The 25541-nt window shown below is 37.8% G+C and carries 22 protein-coding genes; all 22 read right to left on the bottom strand.

Annotation, left to right across the window (positions count from 1 at the left end):
• A complete protein-coding gene (locus NSS74_RS05375) occupies positions 1–312 on the bottom strand; it encodes a YlxQ family RNA-binding protein (RefSeq protein WP_002033679.1) in 312 nt (103 codons plus the stop codon).
• Positions 313–585 carry an RNase P modulator RnpM gene (gene rnpM, locus NSS74_RS05370; RefSeq protein ID WP_002088161.1) on the bottom strand — a complete coding sequence of 91 codons (273 nt, stop codon included), beginning with the start codon at positions 583–585 and terminating at the stop codon, positions 313–315.
• An 11-nt stretch (positions 586–596) separates the two neighbouring features.
• Positions 597–1703, bottom strand: a complete 1107-nt coding sequence (gene nusA / locus NSS74_RS05365; RefSeq protein WP_002014554.1) for a transcription termination factor NusA — start codon at positions 1701–1703, stop codon at positions 597–599.
• A 17-nt stretch (positions 1704–1720) separates the two neighbouring features.
• Entirely contained in the window at positions 1721–2191 is a 471-nt protein-coding gene (gene rimP / locus NSS74_RS05360; RefSeq protein ID WP_002088165.1) for a ribosome maturation factor RimP, read from the bottom strand.
• 333 nt (positions 2192–2524) lie between these two features.
• Positions 2525–6826, bottom strand: a complete 4302-nt coding sequence (locus NSS74_RS05355; RefSeq protein WP_002033677.1) for a PolC-type DNA polymerase III — start codon at positions 6824–6826, stop codon at positions 2525–2527.
• Between the two features lie 124 nt (positions 6827–6950).
• Complete coding sequence (locus tag NSS74_RS05350; protein ID WP_002142912.1) at positions 6951–8651, bottom strand: proline--tRNA ligase; 1701 nt, start codon at positions 8649–8651, stop codon at positions 6951–6953.
• Between the two features lie 109 nt (positions 8652–8760).
• Positions 8761–10017 (bottom strand): RIP metalloprotease RseP, encoded by a 1257-nt coding sequence (rseP, locus tag NSS74_RS05345; protein ID WP_002088169.1) that lies wholly within the window; start codon positions 10015–10017, stop codon positions 8761–8763.
• Positions 10018–10034: 17 nt separating this feature from the next.
• A complete protein-coding gene (gene dxr, locus NSS74_RS05340) occupies positions 10035–11177 on the bottom strand; it encodes a 1-deoxy-D-xylulose-5-phosphate reductoisomerase (RefSeq protein ID WP_002142915.1) in 1143 nt (380 codons plus the stop codon).
• A 23-nt stretch (positions 11178–11200) separates the two neighbouring features.
• Positions 11201–11992, bottom strand: coding sequence for a phosphatidate cytidylyltransferase (cdsA, locus tag NSS74_RS05335; RefSeq protein WP_002088171.1), 792 nt, complete (start codon positions 11990–11992; stop codon positions 11201–11203).
• 17 nt (positions 11993–12009) lie between these two features.
• Positions 12010–12786: an isoprenyl transferase gene (locus NSS74_RS05330; protein ID WP_002014545.1), complete on the bottom strand. Its 777-nt coding sequence runs from the start codon at positions 12784–12786 to the stop codon at positions 12010–12012.
• 85 nt (positions 12787–12871) lie between these two features.
• The gene (gene frr, locus NSS74_RS05325; protein WP_000531506.1) at positions 12872–13429 is read right to left on the bottom strand and encodes a ribosome recycling factor; all 558 of its coding nucleotides are present in this window, start codon (positions 13427–13429) and stop codon (positions 12872–12874) included.
• Positions 13430–13432: 3 nt separating this feature from the next.
• On the bottom strand, positions 13433–14155 hold the full coding sequence (gene pyrH / locus NSS74_RS05320) for a UMP kinase (protein ID WP_002014544.1): 723 nt from the start codon (positions 14153–14155) through the stop codon (positions 13433–13435).
• A gap of 66 nt (positions 14156–14221) precedes the next feature.
• A complete protein-coding gene (gene tsf, locus NSS74_RS05315; protein ID WP_002088177.1) occupies positions 14222–15109 on the bottom strand; it encodes a translation elongation factor Ts in 888 nt (295 codons plus the stop codon).
• 103 nt (positions 15110–15212) lie between these two features.
• Positions 15213–15914, bottom strand: coding sequence for a 30S ribosomal protein S2 (rpsB, locus tag NSS74_RS05310; protein ID WP_002088178.1), 702 nt, complete (start codon positions 15912–15914; stop codon positions 15213–15215).
• A 354-nt stretch (positions 15915–16268) separates the two neighbouring features.
• Entirely contained in the window at positions 16269–17048 is a 780-nt protein-coding gene (gene codY, locus NSS74_RS05305) for a GTP-sensing pleiotropic transcriptional regulator CodY (protein ID WP_002014541.1), read from the bottom strand.
• Between the two features lie 77 nt (positions 17049–17125).
• The gene (hslU, locus tag NSS74_RS05300; protein WP_002014539.1) at positions 17126–18517 is read right to left on the bottom strand and encodes an ATP-dependent protease ATPase subunit HslU; all 1392 of its coding nucleotides are present in this window, start codon (positions 18515–18517) and stop codon (positions 17126–17128) included.
• 22 nt (positions 18518–18539) lie between these two features.
• Positions 18540–19082, bottom strand: coding sequence for an ATP-dependent protease proteolytic subunit HslV (gene hslV, locus NSS74_RS05295; protein WP_002014538.1), 543 nt, complete (start codon positions 19080–19082; stop codon positions 18540–18542).
• A gap of 42 nt (positions 19083–19124) precedes the next feature.
• Positions 19125–20024 (bottom strand): tyrosine recombinase XerC, encoded by a 900-nt coding sequence (gene xerC, locus NSS74_RS05290; RefSeq protein WP_078175468.1) that lies wholly within the window; start codon positions 20022–20024, stop codon positions 19125–19127.
• 71 nt (positions 20025–20095) lie between these two features.
• Positions 20096–21400 (bottom strand): FADH(2)-oxidizing methylenetetrahydrofolate--tRNA-(uracil(54)-C(5))-methyltransferase TrmFO, encoded by a 1305-nt coding sequence (gene trmFO, locus NSS74_RS05285; RefSeq protein ID WP_002014534.1) that lies wholly within the window; start codon positions 21398–21400, stop codon positions 20096–20098.
• Positions 21401–21448: 48 nt separating this feature from the next.
• Positions 21449–23527, bottom strand: coding sequence for a type I DNA topoisomerase (gene topA / locus NSS74_RS05280; protein WP_002088184.1), 2079 nt, complete (start codon positions 23525–23527; stop codon positions 21449–21451).
• A gap of 144 nt (positions 23528–23671) precedes the next feature.
• Entirely contained in the window at positions 23672–24541 is an 870-nt protein-coding gene (gene dprA / locus NSS74_RS05275; protein WP_002142916.1) for a DNA-processing protein DprA, read from the bottom strand.
• A gap of 88 nt (positions 24542–24629) precedes the next feature.
• A complete protein-coding gene (sucD, locus tag NSS74_RS05270; protein ID WP_002033796.1) occupies positions 24630–25532 on the bottom strand; it encodes a succinate--CoA ligase subunit alpha in 903 nt (300 codons plus the stop codon).
• Positions 25533–25541 lie beyond the last annotated feature (9 nt).

Below are 25541 nucleotides of genomic sequence, written 5' to 3'. Positions count from 1 at the left end.
TCACCCCCGGTAATTTGTATCGAGCATGCTACGTAGCTTTTTCGCAAAGCCTTCATCTAAAACAGCTACAACGACTCGCTCGTCTCTCCCAATCGCATGCCCTAATTGTTGTCGATTTTCGACTTTTCTCATTGGTATGTTGTAGTACGTGGTTTTATCAATGATACGTTTTGTAGTGTTCGCTGACGCATCTTCAGAAAGCAATACTAGCTTTGCTTTGCCACTTCGTACTTCTTTTAAAACGAGTTCTTCACCCGAAATAAGTTTTCGAGCGCGGTTTGCTAGTCCTAAAAATGATTTCCAATCAGACACTTATTTCGACTCCTTCTCAACAAGCTCAAGAAGCTCTTCGTACAGAGAACTGTCGATTTTCGCTTTTAGATGATGTTCCAAAATGTTTTTCTTTTGGGCTTGAATAATGCTTTCTTTATCTTTTGATAAATATGCACCTCGTCCTGATTTTTTTCCTGATAAATCAATAGACACTTCGCCCTCTTTGGAACGAACAATGCGAACTAGCTCTCGTTTTGATTTCATCTCTTGCGTCGCAATACATTTTCGTAACGGAACTTTTCGATTGCTCATACTCATCACCTCTATTCGATTTCGTCTTCAGCTGAATCGAATCCGAATGCGATTACGCTATCTTCTTCTGTCACAATACCAAGTTGTTTCGCATCAGACTCACTTTTAATATCAATTTTCCAGCCTGTTAATTTAGCTGCAAGACGCGCATTTTGTCCACGCTTACCAATCGCTAATGAAAGCTGGTGGTCTGGAACAACAACAGTTGTTGCTTTCTCTGCTTCATCTACAAGTACTTTAACAACCTGTGATGGACTTAAAGCATTTGCAACATATTCAACTGGGTCATTCGACCAGCGAACGATGTCAATCTTTTCACCTTTTAGTTCATCTACAACGCGTTGTACACGTTGTCCTTTCGGTCCTACACAAGAACCTACTGGATCAACATCGATATTCTCTGCATATACAGAAATTTTAGAACGGTCGCCTGCTTCACGTGCTACAGAGCGAATTTCTACAGTTCCATCATAAATTTCTGGAACTTCCATTTCGAATAAACGTTTTAAAAGACCAGGATGTGTACGTGATACGTAAATTTGTGGTCCTTTTGTTGTCTTTTCTACTTTTGTAATAAATACGCGAATACGATCATGTGGTTTATATTGCTCATTTGGCATTTGCTCACTTACAGGTAATAAAGCTTCTACTTTACCTAAGCTTACATAGATGAAACGAGCATCTTGGCGCTGTACAATACCAACCATAATGTCTTCTTCACGATCACTAAATTCTGAATAAATTACACCACGTTCCGCCTCACGAACTCGTTGTGTTACAACTTGTTTTGCAGTTTGCGCTGCAATACGACCAAAATCTTTTGGCGTTACTTCAATTTCTAGTACGTCACCATCTTGGTAGTTTGGATTAATTTGTCTTGCCTCTTCTACAGAGATTTCAAGACGTGGATCAAACACATTATCTACAACGTCCTTACGTGCTAAAACTTGAATTGTTCCCACTTCTGGGTTAAAGCTCACACGAACGTTTTGTGCTTGGTTAAAATTGCGTTTATAAGCAGAGATTAATGCTGCTTCAATCGCATCAATAATAATATCTTTGCTAATACCTTTTTCTGACTCTAATACGAGCAAAGCATCTAACAACTCAGTGCTCATGAAGATCCCCCTTCTTACTAAAACGTAACAGCAAGTCGCGCATTTGCAACTTTATCCATTGGAATTTGGATTTCTTTTTTACGTGTTTTAATTGTTAATAGTAGTGTAATTGTATTACCGTCGTAGGAAAGTAGCTTTCCTTCAAACATCTTCTCACCATCAATCGGCTTATATGTTTTAATTGCCACTTGTTTTCCTACCGCTTGCTGGAAGTCTTTCTCTTTCTTTAATGGACGTTCCGCTCCAGGAGATGATACATCCAAAAAGTAAAGATGAGGAATTGGATCCTCTTTATCTAAAGCTTCGCTTAAACGTTCACTTACCGCACCGCATTCTTCAATTTCGACTCCCTTTTCAGAATCGATGAATACGCGTAAGAACCAGTCTTGTCCTTCTTGCACATACTCTACATCTACAAGTTCAAGATTTAACTCTTCAACGATTGGCTGCGCAAATGCTTCTACAATTTCTGTGACTTTCTTATCCATAAACAGCCTCCTTCCTGCCGCCATGTACCATCTACAAGAAAAGATCCCGTTCATAAAGACGGTCTATCTTATTCTTTCTCGTTAGCTAACAAAAGCCCCTGCCGTTAAGCAGGGAATATCTGTCTTAGTATTACCAAATTTAAGAAGTAAAACTTGTAACAAAATATGTATATACGACAGAAATATCTTTACTATCTACATAAGCAAAATGTAGATAGTAACACGAAAGAGTGGGTTTCCCCACTCTCTTTTTCACAAAATATACATGACATGGTTATCTCGGTTTATAGTATACCATAGCAAATGTTGATTTGCAAAGATTTTTCCTACCTATTAGAACAGTGACAATTGGTTTTGATCCGGTAAATCTCCTAGACAACCTTGACCATCTAAATACTCAATAATCGTTTTAGAAACCTTACTGCGCTGCTGTAAGTCTTCTTTTGATAAGAAATCACCATTTTTACGAGCTTCAACAATACTGAAAGCTGCGTTTGTACCAAGACCGGGAACTGCATTAAATGGAGGAATTAAAGTATCCCCATCAATTATAAATTCGGTTGCATGCGAGCGGTATAAATCAACCTTTTGGAATGAATAACCACGCTCACACATTTCAAGTGTCATTTCTAGTACCGTTAATAAACTCTTCTCTTTCGGTGCTGCATCCAATCCTTTTTGTGCAATTTCATCAATTTTTACACGTATGGATGCTGAACCTTTCGCCATCGCCTCTACATCAAAGTCATCTGCACGAACTGTAAAATATGCCGCATAGAATAAAAGTGCGAAATGTACTTTAAAGTATGCAATACGTACAGCCATAAGTACGTAAGCAGCCGCATGGGCTTTAGGGAACATGTACTTAATCTTCTTACATGAATCAATATACCAACCTGGTACATTGTTATTTCTCATTTCCTCTTCCCATTCTTCTGGTACACCTTTACCTTTACGCACCGACTCCATGATTTTGAAGGCTAATGATGGATCCAAGCCTTGATAAATTAAATATACCATGATGTCATCACGACAACCGATAACTTCACTCAGTGTACACGTACCGTTATAAATTAATTCATTCGCATTACCTAACCATACATCTGTACCATGGGACAGTCCAGAAATTTGGACAAGCTCTGAAAACGTCGTTGGTTTCGTTTCTTCTAACATTTGTCTTACGAATTTCGTACCAAACTCTGGTATACCAAGTGTACCTGTTTTACAGTTAATTTGTTCTTCCGTTACCCCTAAAGACTCTGGACCAGAGAAAATTTTCATTACTTCTGGATCATCCGTTGGGATTGTTTTCGGGTCAATACCACTTAAATCTTGAAGCATACGAATAACAGTCGGATCATCGTGTCCTAATATATCAAGTTTCAATAAATTATCATGAATTGAGTGGAAGTCAAAGTGCGTTGTTCTCCACTCAGCACCTATTGAATCAGCCGGAAACTGAATTGGTGAAAAGTCAAAAATATCCATGTAATCTGGTACAACGATAATACCACCTGGATGCTGTCCGGTCGTACGCTTTACACCTGTACATCCCGCAACTAAGCGATCAATCTCTGCATTTCGAATTGTTAAGTTATGATCATTAGCATAACCTTTCACATACCCATAAGCGGTTTTTTCCGCAACCGTACCAATTGTTCCTGCGCGGTATACATAATCTTCACCGAACAGTAATTTCGTATAGTTATGGGCGCGTGGTTGGTATTCTCCGGAGAAATTCAAATCGATATCCGGTACCTTATCCCCTTTAAATCCAAGGAACGTTTCGAAAGGAATGTCATGCCCATCTTTCACATATGGAACATTACATGTTGGGCATTCTTTATCTGGTAAATCAAAACCAGAACCTACAGAACCGTCATTAAAGAACTCTGATTGTTTACACTTTGGACATACATAGTGCGGTGGTAATGGGTTTACTTCTGTAATTTCCATCATCGTTGCAACAAATGATGAACCTACCGATCCACGCGAACCTACTAGATAACCGTCCACTAACGATTTTTTCACAAGCTTATGTGAAATTAAATAAATAACGGCGAATCCATGTCCAATAATACTTTTCAATTCTTTTTCCAAACGAGCTTCTACAATTTCCGGTAGTTCATCTCCATAGATACTTCTTGCCATTATATAGCTCATATCACGTGTTTCATCATCAGCACCTTCAATTTTCGGTGTGTATAAATCATCTTTTACTGGACGAACATCACCAATTAATGATGCGATCTTGTGTGTATTTGTCACAACAATTTCTTTTGCTTTGTCTTCACCTAAGAATGAAAAACAATCTAGCATTTCATTTGTTGTACGGAAATGTACAGGCGGTAATGAATGGCGATTTAACGGATTAGCTCCTCCCTGCGAACTGACTAAAATTTTCCGATATATCGCGTCCTCTGGATCTAAATAATGCACATTCCCAGTAGCAACAACTGGTTTATCTAACGTCTCACCTAGTTTTACTAAGTTAGAAATTATTGTTTTTAACTGTCCTTCATCTCGAACGAGTTCACGTTCCACTAAATGACGTAACACTTCTGGAGGCATAACCTCAATGTAATCGTAAAACTGTGCAATTTCTTCTACTTCTTCAGGCGCTTTTTGCATCATAGCTTCAAATACTTCACCTTTGTCACAAGCTGTTCCTACTAAAATGCCTTCGCGATATTTTTTTAATAGTGATCGTGGTACACGTGGTACACGATAAAAGTAATTCAAGTGAGAATATGAAACAAGTTTATATAAGTTTTTCAACCCAACATCTGATGTGGCAAGTAACGTCATGTGACTTGGACGCCCACGTTTATACGCATCCCCTTGTCCCATACTATCGTTTAGTTGATCGTGATATTCAAATCCCTTTTCAATCACATCTTTTAACATCTTCACAAGTAAATATCCCGTTGCTTCTGTATCATAAATCGCACGGTGATGTTGCGTTAATTCAATATCAAGCTTTTTACACATCGTATTTAATCGATGATTTTTCATTTCTGGGAATAAGAACCGTGCAAGTTCTAACGTATCAATAACTGGATTTTTCGTTTTTTCTATCCCAGCCTTTTTAAAACCTACGTTAATAAAGCCCATATCGAAGCTTGCGTTATGAGCAACAAGTGTATGGTCACCCATCCATTCCTCAAACTTTTTAAACACTTCGTCCACTTCTGGTGCATCAGTTAACATATCATCTGTAATACCTGTTAATTCAATAATCGTCGCCGATAATGGTTGATGAGGATTTGCGAAAGATTCAAAGCGATCAATAATTTCTCCACCTTTTACCTTTACAGCAGCTAACTCAATGACTGTATCATATACAGCAGATAACCCTGTTGTCTCAACGTCAAAGACAACATATGTTTCTTCTGCAAGTAGACGATGTGCTTCGTTATATGCTATCGGCACACCATCATTAACTAAATTTGCTTCTACACCATATAGAACTTTAACTCCAGCCTTTTTACCAGCAGAATATGCTTCTGGGAACGACTGTGCAACAGCATGGTCTGTAACTGCAATAGCCTCATGCCCCCATTTTCCGGCTTGGGCAACGAGCTTAGAAACAGAAGTAACAGCATCCATTTGACTCATTGGAGTATGAAGATGAAGTTCTACTCTTTTTTCTCCTTCTTTTGCTTTATCTTTACGAGAAGGTCCCGTTATTTCATTTATATCATTTGCGATCATAACTAAATCACGCACGAATGTATCATTTTGAACTGAACCACGCGCTTTTACCCAAGTTCCTTTTTTCAAGGATTGTAACATCGGGATATCTTCTTTATCACGTGAGAACATCTTAATCATAATAGAGTCCGTATAGTCAGTTATCTTTAAAGTTAATAATGTACGTCCACTACGAAGTTCTTTCGTCTCTACATGGAAAACATACCCTTGAACGGTTTTTCTTCTTTCTTCATCTTGAATTTCACGCAGCGGCGTAATCTCTTCATCTGGCTTAATAAGATAACCAAGCACAACTGGTCCTTCATGAACAACATCACTTTCTTCAGCTTGCCTTTTAGCCATCTCTTCCATAGCCTGTATAACTCGTTGACGATCTTCTTCCTGTGTCTGCTCACGAAACTTTTGCATTTCTTCTGCATTTTGCTTTATATGTGTGTCTAACTGAAAACGCGGGAATCCAAAAGCTTCGTATTGATCACCTACTGGTTTCGCAACGTTTTTCTTTAAAGTAGTAGATTCCAGCTCATTATTCACATTTAATAGCAACTTCACGCCATTGACCTGCGGAAGTTGCTTCTTTAAGTACGCGAACATAGGTGAAAATGTAATTCGTTCTGTACAAAGCGGCCAATATGCCTTTACTTCTTCTTCTGTAAATTGTTTATTCTCTGCTTCTAATGCAAATGTTGTTCTTGCAATATGAGAAAATGATTGCTTAAGCTTTGTTTCTAGCAACTCATATAATTCTGTCGGCAAAATACGTGGCACTTGTAAGTCAAAATGCCAACTTTTATTCGCTTTATCAATAACTAGCTTTTCAATACCACCGCCATGTAAATATTGATTTATAAGGTCTTCTGGTATTTGCAACTGTTGGAGCAAAATTTGAAATCGCTCTTGTTGTTCATTTGTTAATGACATAAGCACTCTCCTTCCATTTGCTATTATAAATTGAAACGTACTACAAAGAAAGATTTCTTCCTTCTTCTTTTACAAAATACGTTTACAAAGAAAGAGAAGGTACCTCATTACGAGGTACCTCTTCTTATTTTAAAATATTAGCAATATATGTTTGAAGTTCTTCTACTTTCACTTCTTCAGACTCGCCTGTAGCACGTACTTTCACTTCTACAATACCTTCATCTGCTTTTTTACCAACTGTAACACGAACTGGAAGGCCGAATAAATCTGCATCTGCAAATTTAACACCTGCACGTTCTGCACGATCATCTAGTAATACTTCGTATCCTTGCTCTTGTAATGAGTTATAGATATTTTCACCCATTTCACGTTGTGCATCAGATTTCATATTTACTGGAATTACATGCACATGGAACGGTGCAACAGATTTTGGCCAAACTAAACCATTCTCATCATTAAACTGCTCTGCGATTGCTGCCACTGTACGAGATACACCGATACCGTAACAACCCATAATAAGTGGTTTTGTTTTTCCGTTTTCATCTAGGAACGTTGCGTTCATTGCTTCACTATAACGAGTTCCTAATTTGAATACATGACCAACTTCAATTCCACGTGCGAAAAGAATTGTTCCATTTCCATCTGGAGATTGGTCTCCTTCTTGGATGAAGCGTAAATCTGTATATTGACTTACTTTAAAGTCACGTTCTGGATTTACATTTACATAATGGAACCCTTCTTCGTTCGCTCCTGAACATCCGTTGACAATTGATGCTACAGCATGGTCAGCGATAATTTCGATATCCCCTGTAACACCAATCGGTCCTAAAGAACCCACTTCACAGTTTAATAACTCTTTTATTTCTTCATGTGAAGCAAGCTCAACGACTGAAGCTCCGTATACATTCTTCACTTTTACATCATTGACTTCATGATCGCCACGAACAAGTACTACTACTAATTTCGCATCTACTTTAAACACCATAGATTTAATGCATTTTTCCGCTGCGATATTTAAGAATGCAGATACTTCTTCAATAGCTTTTTGATCTGGAGTTGCTACTTTTTCAAGTGCTTTTTCGGCTTCATCACTCTTCGTATACGTAGCAACAACAGGAGCCATTTCAATATTTGCCGCATAATCAGATGTATCAGAATACGCAATTGTATCTTCACCTACATCAGATAACACCATAAATTCGTGTGTATCTTTTCCACCCATTGCTCCAGAATCAGCGATAACTGCACGGAAATTCAAACCACAACGAGCAAAGATATTAGAATACGCTTTGTATAAACCGCTATATACTTCATCCAAACTTTCTTGTGTTGCATGGAAAGAATACGCATCTTTCATTAAAAATTCTCTTCCGCGTAATAAACCGAAACGTGGTCTTTGCTCATCACGGAATTTTGTTTGAATTTGATATAATGTTAATGGTAGTTTTTTGTATGATTTAATTTCATCACGTACAAGATCTGTAATTACTTCCTCATGAGTTGCCCCTAGCGCAAACTCGCGAGCATTACGATCTTTCATACGCATTAATTCTGATCCGTAAGAATACCAACGACCTGATTCTTGCCATAATTCAGAAGCTTGCATAGCTGGCATTAATAGTTCTACTGCCCCTGCGCGCTCCATTTCTTCACGAACAATACGTTCTACTTTGTGTAACACTTTTAAACCAAATGGTAGAAAACTATAAATACCAGAAGCATTTTGACGCATAAACCCTGCGCGAAGTAATAATTGATGACTCTTAATTTCAGCATCTGCTGGAACTTCACGTAATGTAGGACTGAATACCATACTTTGTTTCATTTATTCGCACCTCTTCATTTTACTCTTACACGCAATAAAATCCCTCACCTCGAGTTAGGTGAGGGATTTTATTCTATGAGCTCTATTTCATTATAAACTTCTTCTTATTTTACAAGAAAAACTTACGGATGTCATTCCATGTTACAACTAACATAAGCAACATTAATAATGCAAACCCAATAAAGTGAACCATTCCTTCTTTTTGACGATCAATTGGTTTTCCTCGTAATGCTTCAATTAAGAAGAAGAACAAACGTCCACCGTCTAAAGCTGGGACTGGTAATAAATTAAATAAACCAAGGTTAATACTTAAAACTGCCGCTAAACTTAGTACACGCGTAAATCCATAATCTACAACTTGATCTGTTAGATTATAAATTCCTACTGGACCTGACAACTCATTAATAGAAAATTGACCCGTTACTAATTTCACAAGAGAATCAAAAATTAGTTTCGTCCATTCGTATGTTTGTTCAAACCCTGATTTAATAGAACCCATCACTGTTTTCTCTACAGGAGAATAAACACCAATTCTACCAACTTCGTCTTTTCCTTCTTTATCAAGCGTTGGTGTTACTTTCACATTAAATTGCTCACTATCACGCTTTACATGTAACGTAATTTCTTTATTTGGGTTTTCACGTACAATCGTTACAACATCTTTCCATGTACTAGTGTTCTTCCCATTGATTGCTTGAATTGTATCGTTTTCTTTTAATCCAGCTTGTTCTGCAGCACTATTCTCCATTACTTTTCCGACCATTGGTTTGTCAACAGGAACTCCTTGTACAAATCCAAGAATCACAAAAATAACAAATGCTAGAATAAAGTTCATTGCAGGACCTGCAAAAATTGTTAGAGCACGTTGGCCCAATTTTTTAGAGCCAAATTGTCTATTGTACGGAGCGATTTGAATTTCTTCTCCCGCAGAAATGATACGAGCTTTTTCATTTACTCGGAATGTTTGCAGCTCTTCCTCGTACTCTTCATAACCCAAAATTGTAAGATTATGCTCTAAATCAGCTTGTTCGACTTCAATGACACGAACATTTGGATATTTTTCATGTCCGTCAAAAACTAATTTCACAACTTCGTCTTTTTCATTTAATACAAGTCCAACCTTTTTTCCAGGTTTTAACTCAACTGTGTCCGCATCCTCGCCAGCCATTCTTACATAGCCACCAAGGGGCAGTAATCGAATCGTATACACCGTTTCATTCTTTTCAAATGAGAATATTTTCGGACCAAAACCAATCGCAAACTCGCGGCACAAAATACCTGCTCTTTTTGCGAAATATAGATGCCCTAGCTCATGGAAAAATACGAGTGCACCGAAAATTAATATAAAGGCAATCGCTGTATTCAATTCCATAACCACCTTTGCTAAATTTGTTCCATCACAAACCGTCTTGTGGCTGCGTCAATTTCCTGAATTTCCTCTAAGCTCGGACGTGCAATGACAGTGTGATGGTGCATTGCTTTTTCAATGAGGTCTTCCACTGTTAAGAAACCAATTCTCTTTTGTAAAAAAGCTTCAACAGCTACTTCATTTGCCGCGTTCATTACAGCCGGCATACTTCCACCTGTCTTTCCAGCTTCATACGCAAAACGTAGACAACGGAAACGCTCTTGATTCATTTTCTCAAAATGCAATGTTCCCATTTCCCATAAATTTAACTGTTTCGTGTCTGAAAGAGGCAATCTATCAGGATATGTAAGCGCGTATTGAATCGGTACTCGCATATCAGGTGAGCCAAGCTGTGCCATTACACTACGATCTTCAAATTCAACCATAGAATGAATAATACTTTCTTTATGTAGAACAACATCGATTTGCTCATAAGGGATACCAAAAAGCCAGTGTGCTTCAATTACTTCTAGCCCCTTATTCATCATTGTAGCAGAATCAATTGTAATTTTCGAACCCATTGACCAGTTTGGATGACGAAGTGCATCTTCTACGGTCACTTGATGCAATTCATCTCTCGTTTTATCACGAAAACTTCCGCCTGAAGCAGTTATAATTAAGCGAGAGATTCTTTTTTCATTTTCACCATTCAAGCATTGAAAAATCGCTGAATGTTCACTGTCTACTGGAAGTAACGATACATTATTTTTTCGTGCTGCTTCCATTACAAGATGCCCTGCAGTTACTAACGTTTCTTTATTTGCAATTCCAATTGTTTTTTTCGCCTCAATTGCGCGGAGTGTCGGTAACAACCCTACGCTACCTACAACAGCATTCACTACAATTTCTGTATCTGGGTGCAGCGCTACTTCTAATAAGCCTTCGCTACCATATACTACTTTTGTATTACCAGAAACAGCTTGTAATTTTAAAACATCTTCCTCTCTTTGCACAGAGACAATTTGCGGGGAAAATTCTTGAATTACCTTTACTGCATAATCAACATTTTTCCCTACAGAAAAAGCAACGAGACGGAATTGGTCTGGGTGCGAGCGTAACACATCTAATGTTTGTGTACCGATTGATCCGCTTGCACCTAGTAAACTAATGTTTTTCATGACTCCAACCCCTCGTTCATTTATTAATTGTATTGTAATAAGAAGTATAGAATTGGTAACACAAATAACCAACTATCTGTTCGATCTAAAATACCACCATGTCCAGGTAAAATTGTACCTGAATCCTTTACACCATAATGGCGTTTAAATGCAGATTGCACTAAATCACCAATTTGTCCAAAAATAGAAATGATAATCGTCAGAACGATTAAAACTCCTACATTCGCTTCAACTGGGAAGAACATATTGTAAACAAGTGCAACAACAATTCCACAAACAATACCGCCTAATGAACCTTCAATCGTTTTATTCGGACTAATTTCTGGCCATAATTTTCTTTTTCCAAATGCTTTCCCTATGAAATATGCACCTGAATCAGTTGCCCATATGACAAATAGTGCACAGAACACATATTTGATTCCTAATATTCTCGTTTCATTTAAATATAAGAATCCCATTCCAACATATGTCGTTGCCATAAGTAAAAATGAAGCATTGTCAAAAGTAAATGTATTCTTAGAAAGGACTGTATATGATAAAAGTAATAAAACAATCACAAATGTGATTTCTAATTTACCTAACCCAATCCACGTAAACAGTTCTGATGCACTACTCGGAATTAAAATAATCCACAATAATACTGCAGCTAAAACTGTTGGTACCGAAATAAGCGTAAGCTTGTTCATACGAATTAATTCATATAAACCTATAGAAGCAAGTGCATACACTAAAACTGTAAAAGGCACGCCACCGTAAATTACGATGGGAATGAATAGCGCGGCAGCAATCACTCCAGTAATAATTCTCTGTTTCACTACCAAACCCTCTCTTTCTACACGCCTCCGAATCTGCGCCCTCTATGTTGAAAGTCTGTAATCGCATTTAGCAAATGTTCCTCGGTAAAATCTGGCCAATACACATCTGTAAACCAAAATTCCGAATAAGCAATTTGCCATAACATGAAATTACTAATACGTAGCTCTCCGCTTGTACGGATTAACAACTCTGGATCAGGTAAAGAACTCGTCATTAAGTAAGAAGAAATCTTTTCTTCACTTATTTCTTCCGAACGAATTTTTCCTTCCTCACTATCTTTCATCATATGTTGCACAGCAGAAACGATTTCATCTCGACTTCCATAGTTTAACGCGAAATTAAGAATTAATCCCGTATTCTCTTTCGTATCTTCCATGGCTTTTTCCATCGCTCTGCGCGTATGCGTAGGAAGACGATCTTTTTGCCCTATTACTCGGACTTGTACATTTTCTTCAATCAACTCTGGTAAAAATGCACCTAAAAATTCTTCTGGAAGCTTCATCAAATAATCAACTTCTTTTTTCGGTCTTTTCCAGTTCTCAGTCGAAAAAGCATAAAGAGTTAATACTTTCACATCAAGCTTACTTGCAAATTTTGTGATTTTCTTCACAACTTGCATACCTTCATGATGACCAGCAATGCGAGGCATGGCTCTTCTCTTTGCCCATCTTCCATTACCATCCATAATAATAGCAATATGTTCTGGGATATATCCTTTTTTCACTTTTTCAATGAGATGATCAAACGATGTGACCTTTTTACTTTTAAAAAAAGGAAACTTTTTAAACATCATTCATACCCTCCAACAAGCAGACGTATGCCTAAAAGTGTAAAAAGACCCCCTTAAGAAGAGGGTCATATTTGCGAAATTATCGCTATTACACTTCCATAATTTCTTTTTCTTTGTTTTTTGCGATTTCGTCAACTTTTGCAATATATTTATCTGTTTCTTTTTGGATATCTTCAGTATATCCTCTTAAATCATCTTCTGTAATGTCGCCAGCTTTTTCAAGCTTCTTAAGGTCATCATTACTGTCACGACGTACGTTACGAACAGCAACTTTTGCTTCCTCAGCATATTTCTTCACAACTTTTACAAGATCGCGACGACGCTCTTCTGTTAATGCAGGAAATGCAATACGAATTACAGTTCCATCATTAGAAGGGTTTAAGCCTAAATCTGCTTTTAAAATTGCTTTTTCAATATCACCGATAGAAGTTTTATCATAAGGTTGAATTACAAGCAAACGTGCTTCTGGAACTGTAATGTTCGCTAATTGCACAACTGGTGTTGGTGCACCATAGTAATCAACTTGTACCTTATCTAATACAGACGAGCTTGCACGACCAGCGCGAACTGTTGCTAATTCACGAGAATAAGCAGCAACTGCTTTTTCCATTTTTTCATTTGAAGACTTCAATACTTGTTGTCCCATAATTTATTTCCCCCTTACAACTGTTCCAATATTTTCGCCTAAAACGGCACGTTTAATGTTACCTTTTTCCATAACCGAGAATACAATTAATGAAATATCATTATCCATACATAAAGAAGAAGCTGTAGAATCCATTACACCTAAACCTGCTTTTAATACATCTAAGTAAGTAAGTGTTTCGTATTTCGTAGCTGTTGGGTCAATAGATGGATCTGCACTATATACGCCATCCACATTATTTTTCGCCATTAAAATAACGTCCGCTTCGATTTCAGCTGCACGTAATGCTGCTGTTGTATCTGTAGAGAAGTATGGGTTACCTGTACCTGCAGCAAAGATAACAACACGTTTTTTCTCTAAGTGACGAATTGCTTTACGACGAATGTAAGGCTCTGCCACTTGACGCATCTCAATTGAAGTTTGTACGCGAGTTTGAATTCCAATATTCTCTAAGCTATCTTGAAGAGCTAATGAATTCATAACTGTTGCTAACATGCCCATGTAATCTGCTCCTGCACGATCCATGCCCATTTCACTTCCAATTTTCCCACGCCAAATGTTACCGCCACCAACAACAACAGCAACCTCTACATCAAGTTCTGCAATTTCTTTCACTTGTTCCGCAACTGACTTAATAACAGCTGGGTTAATTCCAAATCCTTGCTCGCCAGCTAAAGCTTCTCCACTCAGCTTTAAAACGACACGATTATATTTTGGTTTACTCATAATGAACCTCCAATTGCTTACATCTTTATTTTAAAAAAGGGAACACAATGTGTTCCCTAATCTGTATTAGTTGTTACCTTTTACTTGGTTCATTACTTCTTCAGCAAAGTTGTCTTCGCGTTTTTCGATACCTTCACCAACAGCGTAGCGAACGAATCCTTTTAATGTTCCGCCTTTAGACTCAACGAATTGACGAACTTTCATGTCAGGATTCTTAACGAATGTTTGGTCAAGTAAGCAAATCTCTTCAAAGAATTTGCCAAGACGGCCTTCTACCATTTTCGCAACGATTTTTTCAGGCTTGCCTTCGTTTAAAGCTTGTTGTGTTAATACTTGACGCTCATGCTCAACTTCTTCAGCTGTTACAGCATCGCGGTCGATGTATTTAGGGTTAACTGCTGCGATGTGCATTGCTACATCTTTAGCAGCTGCTTCGTCAGTAGAACCTTCAAGAACTGTTAATACACCAATACGTCCACCCATGTGTAGGTAAGCGCCGAATGCATCAGCATCAGTTTTTGATACGATTTCGAAACGACGAAGTGTAAGTTTTTCACCAATTTTAGCGATTGCTTCGTTGATGTGCTCTTCTACTGTTTTGCCGCCTTCGATTGTTTGAGCCATAGCTTCTTCAACGTTAGCAGGTTTGTTAGCTAATAAGTGAGCAGCTAATTCTTTAATTAACGCTTGGAAACCTTCGTTTTTCGCAACGAAATCAGTCTCAGAGTTTAATTCTAAGATTAAACCTTCGTTACCGTTTGTTTCGATGAAAGTTAAACCTTCAGCAGCGATGCGGTCTGCTTTTTTAGCAGCTTTCGCAATACCTTTTTCACGTAAGAAGTCAATTGCTTTCTCCATGTCGCCGTTAGTTTCTGTTAAAGCTTTTTTGCAGTCCATCATACCTGCGCCAGTTTTTTCGCGAAGTTCTTTTACCATTTGTGCAGTGATTGCCATATTTTTCATCCTCCTAAAATATGTATTTATACCTTTTATAAAGGTGTTTATACCTTAAAAAAGGTGATAAAAGGCCGAACCCCTTATCACCTTTCCAAATTTGTTACGCAGTAACAGTTTCTTCACCTTGTTTTGTTTCAAGGATCGCGTCTGCCATTTTAGATGTAAGAAGTTTTACAGCACGAATTGCATCATCGTTTGCTGGAATAACGTGATCGATTTCGTCCGGATCACAGTTTGTATCAACGATACCGATGATTGGAATGTGTAATTTGCGTGCTTCAGCAACTGCAATACGCTCTTTACGAGGGTCTACTATGAATAATGCACTTGGAAGACCTTTCATATCTTTAATACCGCCTAAGAATTTCTCAAGACGCTCTAACTCTTTTTTAAGTTGAACAACTTCTTTCTTAGGAAGTACTTCGAAAGTACCATCTTCTTGCATTCTTTCGATATCTTTAAGACGCTTGATACGCTTTTGGATTGTTTGGAAGTTTGTTAAAGTTCCACCTAACCAACGTTGGTTAACGAAGTACATACCAGCACGAGTTGCTTCTTCTTTAATAGCTTCTTGTGCTTGTTTTTTAGTACCTACGAATAAAATGTCTCCACCTTCAGCAGCGATGTCACGCATCGTTCTGTAAGCTTCCTCAACTTTTTTCACAGTTTTTTGTAAGTCGATGATGTAGATACCGTTACGCTCTGTGAAGATGTAACGCTTCATTTTTGGGTTCCAACGACGAGTTTGATGTCCGAAATGAACACCAGCTTCAAGCAATTGTTTCATAGAAATTACTGACATAATTTAGTTCCTCCTAAATGGTTTTTTTGATATCCTCCGTTTACTTCATCTCTAAGCGAAACTACGAACGTAGCACCAACACTTAAATCAGTAAACGTGTGTACTTTGTACTGACACCACTGCTTACTATATCATACTGAAATATTACAATCAAGTCGAAAATGCGAACAATGTAAAACTTTCTTTTTTTCACGCTCAAATCCTAGTATTACCAACCTTCAATTCCTTTAAGCAAGGAATTGAAGGTTAATTAATAGTTTTCTAATGAATGTTGTCATGACGCCTTACGTAAGCAAAATCATTCACTTAAAAAAACAAAAAACTCTCCTCAAGCGAGGAGAGTTTTTTTATAAATTAGTTTGTTTTTAATTTAGCAAGTTCCTGTAGAAACTTGTCGTTTAGCACTTTAATGTATGTTCCTTTCATACCTAAAGAGCGAGACTCAATAACACCAGCACTTTCTAATTTACGTAGTGCATTTACGATTACCGAACGAGTAATTCCTACGCGATCAGCAATTTTACTTGCAACAAGTAAACCTTCTGTTCCATTTAATTCTTCGAAGATATGCTCGATTGCTTCTAACTCACTGTAAGATAATGAGCTAATCGCCATTTGAACAACAGCTTTACTACGTGCTTCCTCTTCGATTTCTTCTGCTTTTTCACGTAAGATTTCCATACCTACAACAGTTGAGCTGTATTCAGCAAGAATTAAATCATCGTCTAAGAACTCTTGACCAAGACGAGCTAATACTAGTGTACCTAGACGCTCACCGCCACCAACGATTGGTACGATTGTAGTTAAACCTTGACCGAATAATTCTCTATTTTCTACTGGGAATGCTGTGTAGTCACTATCCACACCTAAATTTGAAGATGTTTCTGTAACATTGAATAAACTTTGCGTATACTCTTCTGGGAATTGACGCTCTGCAAGCATGTGCTTCATACGTTCGTTTTCGATTTGTTGGTGAATCGCATATCCTAATAATTTACCGCGACGACTTACAACGAACACGTTCGCTTCAATTACTTCACACATTGTGTCAGACATCTCTCTAAAGTTTACAGGCTTTCCTGCTGCGCTCTGTAATAACGCATTTAATTTTCTCGTTTTTGCTAATAATTCCATTTCAAAATTTCCTCCTACATGTTACTTACATATTTTTTCATCACTTGGAAACTAGGGCGAGTCACCTGATGACACTATTACAAAATAAACTGGCTCACATCTTTATTTTTAGCTATTGTCGCTAATTTTTCCTCAACATATTGAGGTGTTATCGTTATTTTCTCTAACGTAATTTCAGATGCCTCAAACGATAAATCTTCAAGGAGCTTCTCCATAACAGTATGAAGTCTTCTCGCTCCAATATTATCTGTATCCTGATTAACTTGATAAGCAATCTCAGCAATCTTACGAATAGCTTCGTCTGAAAATTCAATTTCTATACCTTCAGTCGCTAATAACGCCGTGTACTGTTTAATTAGCGCATTGTCAGGCTCGATTAATATTTTAACAAAATCATCCGCCGATAATTTTGTTAATTCTACTCGAATCGGAAATCTCCCTTGCAATTCCGGAATTAAATCCGACGGTTTAGACATATGGAACGCTCCAGCTGCAACAAATAAAATATAATCGGTTTTTACTGATCCGTATTTCGTTGCTACATTCGATCCTTCTACAATCGGTAAAATGTCACGTTGCACACCTTCACGCGATACATCTACGCTATTCGACTGCTTACCAGCAATTTTGTCAATTTCATCGATAAAAATAATCCCGAGCTGTTCAGCACGATAAACAGCCTCTTGTGTAACTTCATCCATATCAATTAAGCGCTGTGCCTCTTCATTTGTCAAGAGTTTTCTTGCTTCTTTTACAGAAAGTTTACGTTTTTTCGTTTTTTTCGGCATGATACTTCCTAGTGCATCTTGGAAATTCATTCCCATTTGTTCCATGCCAGTTCCTTGCAACATATCAAACATAGAAGACTGTTGTTCCGTCACTTCGATTGATATCACTTCATCTTCAAGAAGGCCTGCCGCAAGCTTTCTTTCCACATCTTGACGTTTCTTTTCGATTTCATCATCTTCCTGTGCATCAGATGTTTGGTTTGAATTTTGATTACCACCAAAAAGCATTTCTAATGGATTTTTAAATCCAGATTGCTTCTCCGGACTCGGCACTAAAATTTCAACAAGACGTTGATTCGCTTGCTCTTCTGCTTTATCTTGAACTTTAACTACCATTTCCTCTTTCACAATGCGAACAGACGTTTCAACAAGGTCACGGACCATCGACTCTACATCTCGACCCACATATCCAACTTCTGTAAATTTCGTTGCTTCAACCTTAATAAAAGGTGCTCCAACGAGTTTCGCCATTCGCCGTGCTACCTCTGTTTTACCAACACCTGTCGGTCCAATCATTAAAATGTTTTTAGGTGCAATTTCATCACGTAAATTTTCAACTAATTTACTGCGACGGTATCGATTTCGTAGAGCTACAGCAACCGCTTTCTTTGCATCTTTTTGACCGATGATGTATTGATCTAATTTTTCCACAATTTGACGCGGAGTAAAATGTAAATGCATATAAAATGCCTCCCTTACGATTCTACAATTCTTCAACAATTATGTTGTGGTTCGTATAAACACAAATATCGCCTGCAATTTCTAAACTGGCCTTCGCAATTTGTTTCGCTGTTAAATGTTCACTTGCATGTTGCTTTAAAGCACGACCAGCAGCAAGTGCATAATGTCCGCCTGAACCAATTGCTAAAATACCATCATCTGGTTCAATCACTTCTCCTGTACCTGAAACAAGGAGCATCGTTGTTTTATCCATGACAATGAGCATTGCTTCTAGCTGACGTAGCATTTTATCACCACGCCATTGTTTCGCCATCTCAACTGCAGCGCGCTGCAAGTTGCCATTATACTCTTCTAATTTTCCTTCAAACATTTCAAAAAGAGTAAATGCATCAGCAACTGATCCTGCAAAACCAGCTAAAACTTTCCCTTGGAAAAGTTTGCGAACTTTGCGAGCTGTATGTTTCATTACAACAGCATTTCCCATCGTTACCTGACCATCTCCAGCCATTGCACATTCTCCATTATGATGAACTGCAAATATCGTTGTAGCGTGGAAATTTCCCATAGAAAAAACTCCTTTATATGTTTTTATAGCCTTAAAAGCAATTTATGCCCGCGGGTGATGCTTCATGTACACAGAACGCAATCTTTCTTTAGAGACATGCGTATAAATTTGTGTGGTTGACAAATTCTCATGACCTAATAGCTCCTGCACAGTACGTAAATCCGCTCCTTCATCCAACATATGTGTAGCAAATGTATGCCTTAACATATGGGGACTTATCCGCATTGTAAGTGAAGCTTTCTTAATGAGTTCGTTCAAAACATAACGTACACCCTGATCTGTTAACGGCTTACCTTTCGCATTTAAAAATACCATATGAGATTGTTCTTCAGTCTTTTGAGCTAACTGTTTTCTCCCGTTCTCTATATAAGTAATTAAAGCATCTTGTGCATAGCTTCCGAACGGAATATATCTTTGTTTTTTCCCTTTTCCCATCACTAAAATTGTTCCCACTGCAAAGTCAATGTCGGTAAGTTGCAAATTAACGCATTCGCTTACACGAATCCCAGTTGCATACATCAACTCTAATAAAGCTTGATTCCTTTGACCTAATGGTGCCCCTGTATCAGAAACTTCAAACAATTCCTCTAACTCTTCAGCATATAAAAACTTTGGGATTGACAATTCTTTCTTGGGAAGTGACGCAAGTGCAAACGGATTATCTTTTTGATAACCTTCACGCATCAAAAAACGATATAAACTTCGTAAGCTTGATACTTTTCTTGCGACAGATTTACGGGCTAACTTCTGATCGTGCAACGTCGTCAAGTATAAACGAACATCCGCGTATGTAACATCTAAAAAAGAGGATATGCCTTCTCGCTCCATAAATTGCACAAAATGTTCTAAATCATTTTGATAACTTGCAATTGTATATTTTGAATAATTTCTTTCAATTTGTAAATATCCAACGAATAATTGTAACAATTTCTTCACATTCACATCCATATAATTCACCTCAATAAAGGCTACTAAATCGTATCACAACTTAGTAGCCTTTGCAAGAAATTTAATTAAATATTTACAAAATTTTGAATTGTTTCCAAAGCGCGTGTAGCATATGCTTCATTTCGCTCTTGTTTCTTTTTAATTTTCTTCTCTAACGGTGTAAATAAACCGAAGTTTGCATTCATTGGCTGGAAGTTTTTCGCATTTGTCGCAGTAATATAATTTGCCATACTTCCCATTGCAGTTACAGGTGGTAATACAACTGGCTCTTCACCTTTTACAAGTCGAGCAGCGTTAATACCCGCTAATAATCCTGATGCTGCTGATTCAACATAACCCTCTACACCAGTCATTTGACCAGCGAAGAATAAATCATCACGTTGTTTATATTGATATGTTGGACGAAGTAAATTAGGCGAATTAATAAACGTATTACGATGCATTACACCATAACGTACAATCTCTGCGTTTTCTAGTCCTGGAATTAGCTGTAACACTTCTTTTTGTGGCCCCCACTTTAAATGTGTTTGGAAGCCTACAATATTATATAATGTTCCTGCTGCATCATCTTGACGTAATTGAACAACCGCATACGGTGTTTTCCCTGTTTTCGGATCTTCTAACCCAACAGGCTTCATCGGTCCAAATACTAACGTCTGTCTTCCTCTACTTGCCATAACTTCTACTGGCATACAACCTTCAAAGAAAATTTCTTTTTCAAATTCTTTTAAAGGCACTGTCTCAGCAGCAATTAAAGCCTCATAAAAACGATCAAACTCTTCTTCTGTCATTGGACAGTTTAAATATGCCGCTTCACCTTTATCATAACGGGATTTTAAATATACTTTATTCATGTCAATGCTGTCTTTCTCAACGATTGGCGCTGCAGCATCATAGAAATAAAAATAATCTTCACCTGTTAGTTTTTTTAATTGTGCAGAAAGATCCGGAGACGTAAGTGGACCTGTCGCGATAACAGTTGGTCCCTCTGGAATTTCAGTGATTTCCTCATTCATTACAGTTACGTTCGGATGATTTTTCACATATTCAGTCACTTTCGCCGCGAATTCATGACGGTCTACAGCTAAAGCACCTCCTGCTGGTACAGAGCACTCATCAGCTGCACGAATAATGACAGAATCCATTAGACGCATTTCTTCTTTAATAACACCAACAGCATTTGTCAATGTGTTTGCGCGAAGTGAGTTACTACATACTAATTCAGCAAATTTATCTGTATGATGAGCTGGTGTTTGCCTTACTGGTCTCATTTCATATAATTTTACTTGGACACCACGCTTTGCAATTTGGTAAGCTGCTTCGCTTCCTGCAAGACCTGCGCCAATGACGTTTACTACTTGTGTTGTCATATATATCACCTTTCCTTTTCTTCCCGAAAAAAATGTGAGCAGTTACGCTCACATTTGTTGTTCTTCTTCATAATCACACGAAATACATTGTACTTGCACGCCTTTTTTTAACTTTTTCTCTACGAGCATACCTTCACACTTCGGACATTTACGACCAATCGGCTTATCCCAAGATACAAAGTCACATTCTGGATACGTACCGCATCCGTAGAAAAGGCGTTTCTTTTTATTACTACGGCGTTCAATAATTTGCCCTTTATCACACTTCGGACAAGTAACACCGATTTCTTTTACAATCGGTTTTGTATTACGACATTCCGGGAAATTTGAACAAGCCATAAACTTCCCATATTTACCCATTTTAAAGACCATCGGGTGACTACATAATTCACAGTCTTCCCCAGCTGGTTCATCTTTAATTTCCACTTCACGCATTTCTTTTTCCGCTTTTTCTAAGCGCGGTTCAAATCCTACGTAGAAATCATCAACAATTTTCACCCAATTTGCATTTCCTTCTTCTACTTCATCAAGGCTTTGCTCCATATTGGCAGTAAATTCAATGTTAATAATTTCTGGGAAAAACTCTAAAATAAGTTCGATTACTATTCCACCAAGCTCAGTCGGAACGAAGCGTTTATTATCTAAAGCAACGTATCCTCGTTTTTGGATTGTTTCAAGTGTCGGTACATAAGTAGACGGTCTCCCAATTCCAAGCTCTTCAAGTGTTCTTACTAGACGAGCCTCTGTGTAACGCGGCGGAGGCTGTGTGTAATGTTGCTTTGGTTCTATATCTTTTGAAAATACAGTTTCACCTACTTCTAACGGTGGCAACATCTTATCCTTTTCTTCCGCACCATCATCTTTCGACTCTACGTACACTTTCATAAATCCTGGGAACTTTACAACTGATCCACTTGCACGGAACTGAACATTGTTATTAATGAGTTTCGCTGTAACAGTATCCATTATAGCAGATGCCATTTGACTTGCAACAAATCGCTCCCAAATCAGTTTATACAAACGGAGTTGATCACGACTTAAGAAACTTTTTAGTTCCTCTGGCTTTCTCATTACCGAAGTAGGACGAATCGCCTCATGCGCATCTTGTGCTTTCGACTTTTTCGTTTCTTTCCTCTTCTCTGTTCCTATGTATTCCGCACCAAACGCCTCAGTAATGTAATCACGAGCCTCTGTTTGAGCTGTTTCTGAGATACGTGTTGAATCAGTTCTCATATACGTAATAAGACCTACAGTCCCTTGTTTTCCAAGATCTATCCCTTCATACAGCTGCTGTGCAAGCATCATTGTTTTCTTTGCTCGCATATTTAACTTACGCGCTGCCTCTTGTTGCAAGGAAGATGTTGTAAACGGTAATGCAGGGTTACGCTTTCGCTCTTTTCGCGTTACATTTTCAACCGAAAACGCATTGTCTTTCATCTTTTCGATTATTTCGTTCACTTGTGCTTCGTTCGTTAATTGAACTTTTTCACCATCTACACCGTAAAAGCTTGCTTCAAATGTGTCTTTCCCTTTCACAAATTCTGTTTTAATTGTCCAGAATTCTTCAGGTTCAAAACTTTGAATTTCTTTTTCACGTTCGATGATTAAACGAACTGCTACAGATTGTACGCGTCCTGCACTTAATCCTTTTTTTACTTTCTTCCATAATAAAGGACTAATATTGTAACCAACAAGACGATCGAGTATACGCCTTGCCTGTTGTGCATCTACTAAATCCATATTAATTGCACGAGGATATTTAAATGATTCTTTTATTGCATCTTTTGTAATCTCATTAAATACAACTCGGCAATCTGATTCAACGTCCACATTTAACGTATTTGCTAAATGCCAAGCAATTGCTTCTCCTTCACGATCCGGATCGGCCGCGAGATAGACTTTCTTTGCTTTTTTTGCCGCTGATTTTAAATCTTTTAAAACGGGACCCTTACCACGAATGGTAATATACTTCGGAGTGAAGTTATTCTTTACTTCTATCCCCATTTGGCTTTTAGGTAAATCGCGGACATGTCCCATGGACGCGACGACTTTGTATTTTTTCCCTAAATATTTTTCAATGGTCTTCGCCTTAGAAGGCGACTCCACGATTACGAGGTAATCTGACATGCTAGTGCCTCCTTAAGAGGTGGATTCAAGTCTTCATCAATCTTATTGATTTCTCTTGTTTTTGTCAATCAAGAATGAATATACCATACAGCGACAATCTACCATTTGTCAATAATTGTTTAATAAAAACATAAAAATATATGGTTAATTTAAAATTTCTTCAAGGATATCCTCCGCATTTCTTACTAGCTTGGCGCCTTGTTGAATTAGATGATTCGTTCCCGCTGCACTCTCTATAAATATAGGTCCAGGAAGCGCAAACACCTCTCTATTTTGTTCTAGCGCAAGGTCTGCAGTAATAAGGGATCCACTTCTCGTTTTTGCTTCTACAACTAAAACACCTTTACTTATACCGCTAATAATTCGATTTCTTTTTGGGAAATACCATTTTTTCGGCACATAATGGGGCGGATACTCTGTCAATAACAATATATAATCTTTCCACGTGTCATATAAACCTCTATTCTCCTTTGGATACATATAAGATAATCCATGTCCTAATATTGCAATGGTCGGGCAATGCTGCCTTACTGTAACTTCATGAGCAATTGTATCTATCCCTCTTGCAAACCCACTAACAATAAGCCATTCTTTTTCAAGTAAAGGTTGTAAAATAAACTTCATACTCTCCTTTCCATATAAAGACGGTTCTCTCGTTCCAACAATCGCTAATTTATTTACTTTATTTAGAAAATCTCTTTCTCCTTTTCCGTATAAAACAAAAGGGGGATCTTGTATTTCTCGCAGTAATTGTGGATAGTCCTTATCCCATATTGTTATATAAAATATTTTCTTTTTTTCTAACTGGGATACATATTGTTGGAGATTTGAAATTTGAAGAAAATTTACTAGTTCTAAAGATTTTTTCGAGGATATTCCAGCGTAATATTCAAATTGTTTCGGACTAAAAGTGTATATTCCCTTCAGTTCTGGATCAACATATAGTAGTCTCTCCATCGCCTTCCAATGATCCGCCAACATGTAATGAAGGTGCAATAAACGTTCTCTTTTCATCTCAATTCTCCTTACCCATAATTTTTATTATGTAAACAAAAAATGTGTAAAAAGACACCTTCTAATAAGAAGGTGTCTTTCAAAAAGATTAGTAGTTTTTACAAGTCTCAAATAATCCCTTTTCTTTTAAAACAGAGATTAATGTTTCACCCATAACAGCTGGTGTTTCCGCTACTTTAATACCACAAGCTTCCATTGTTTTAATCTTTTCAGCAGCAGTTCCTTTGCCGCCAGAAATGATCGCCCCAGCATGACCCATACGTTTGCCTTCAGGCGCTGTTTGACCACCAATGAAGCCTACAACTGGTTTTGTCATATTAGCTTGTACCCATTCTGCTGCTTCTTCTTCTGCCGTACCGCCGATTTCACCAATCATAATTACAGCATGCGTTTCTTCATCTTCATTAAATGCTTTTAACGCATCAATAAAGTCCGTACCGTTAACAGGGTCTCCCCCGATACCTACAGCAGTAGATTGGCCAATACCTTCTTGCGTTAACTGATGTACAGCTTCATACGTTAATGTACCAGAGCGAGATACGATACCAACATGACCTTTTTTGTGAATATATCCTGGCATAATACCAATTTTACATTCGTCAGGTGTAATGACACCAGGGCAGTTTGGTCCAAGTAAACGTGTATGTTTACCCGCCATATATCTCTTTACATTTACCATATCTAATACAGGGATTCCTTCAGTAATACATACTACTAAATCAACCTTTGCATCAACAGCTTCCATAATTGCATCAGCCGCAAAAGCGGGTGGAACGTATACAACTGAAGCGTTTGCGCCTGTTGCTTTCACAGCATCTTCTACTGTATCAAATACTGGTACGCCTTCAATATCAGTGCCACCTTTACCTGGTGTTACACCACCTACAATTTTCGTACCGTATTCAATCATTTGCTTTGTATGGAATAACCCTTGAGAACCTGTAATACCTTGAACAATAACTTTTGTATCTTTATTAACTAATACGCTCATTTTTCTCCC

The sequence above is a fragment of the Bacillus sp. FSL E2-8868 genome (genome assembly GCF_038005505.1).
GTDB lineage: Bacteria > Bacillota > Bacilli > Bacillales > Bacillaceae_G > Bacillus_A > Bacillus_A mycoides.
The sequence above is the reverse complement of the archived record's forward strand: the minus strand, read 5'-3'. Positions and strand labels throughout refer to the sequence as shown.

What these genes read in the sequence shown, in the direction of transcription:
- hslU (WP_002014539.1), bottom strand. Translation starts at nt 18,517, where the DNA reads ATGCATTTACATTTTACTCCGCGTCAAATTGTGGAAAAATTAGATCAA.
- dprA (WP_002142916.1), bottom strand. Translation starts at nt 24,541, where the DNA reads ATGAAAAGAGAACGTTTATTGCACCTTCATTACATGTTGGCGGATCAT.
- hslV (WP_002014538.1), bottom strand. Translation starts at nt 19,082, where the DNA reads ATGGGAAATTTCCACGCTACAACGATATTTGCAGTTCATCATAATGGA.
- pyrH (WP_002014544.1), bottom strand. Translation starts at nt 14,155, where the DNA reads ATGAGTAAACCAAAATATAATCGTGTCGTTTTAAAGCTGAGTGGAGAA.
- NSS74_RS05350 (WP_002142912.1), bottom strand. Translation starts at nt 8,651, where the DNA reads ATGAAACAAAGTATGGTATTCAGTCCTACATTACGTGAAGTTCCAGCA.
- trmFO (WP_002014534.1), bottom strand. Translation starts at nt 21,400, where the DNA reads ATGACAACACAAGTAGTAAACGTCATTGGCGCAGGTCTTGCAGGAAGC.
- NSS74_RS05330 (WP_002014545.1), bottom strand. Translation starts at nt 12,786, where the DNA reads ATGATGTTTAAAAAGTTTCCTTTTTTTAAAAGTAAAAAGGTCACATCG.
- sucD (WP_002033796.1), bottom strand. Translation starts at nt 25,532, where the DNA reads ATGAGCGTATTAGTTAATAAAGATACAAAAGTTATTGTTCAAGGTATT.
- codY (WP_002014541.1), bottom strand. Translation starts at nt 17,048, where the DNA reads ATGGAATTATTAGCAAAAACGAGAAAATTAAATGCGTTATTACAGAGC.
- topA (WP_002088184.1), bottom strand. Translation starts at nt 23,527, where the DNA reads ATGTCAGATTACCTCGTAATCGTGGAGTCGCCTTCTAAGGCGAAGACC.
- NSS74_RS05355 (WP_002033677.1), bottom strand. Translation starts at nt 6,826, where the DNA reads ATGTCATTAACAAATGAACAACAAGAGCGATTTCAAATTTTGCTCCAA.
- tsf (WP_002088177.1), bottom strand. Translation starts at nt 15,109, where the DNA reads ATGGCAATCACTGCACAAATGGTAAAAGAACTTCGCGAAAAAACTGGC.
- rpsB (WP_002088178.1), bottom strand. Translation starts at nt 15,914, where the DNA reads ATGTCAGTAATTTCTATGAAACAATTGCTTGAAGCTGGTGTTCATTTC.
- frr (WP_000531506.1), bottom strand. Translation starts at nt 13,429, where the DNA reads ATGGGACAACAAGTATTGAAGTCTTCAAATGAAAAAATGGAAAAAGCA.
- rnpM (WP_002088161.1), bottom strand. Translation starts at nt 585, where the DNA reads ATGAGCAATCGAAAAGTTCCGTTACGAAAATGTATTGCGACGCAAGAG.
- nusA (WP_002014554.1), bottom strand. Translation starts at nt 1,703, where the DNA reads ATGAGCACTGAGTTGTTAGATGCTTTGCTCGTATTAGAGTCAGAAAAA.
- dxr (WP_002142915.1), bottom strand. Translation starts at nt 11,177, where the DNA reads ATGAAAAACATTAGTTTACTAGGTGCAAGCGGATCAATCGGTACACAA.
- rimP (WP_002088165.1), bottom strand. Translation starts at nt 2,191, where the DNA reads ATGGATAAGAAAGTCACAGAAATTGTAGAAGCATTTGCGCAGCCAATC.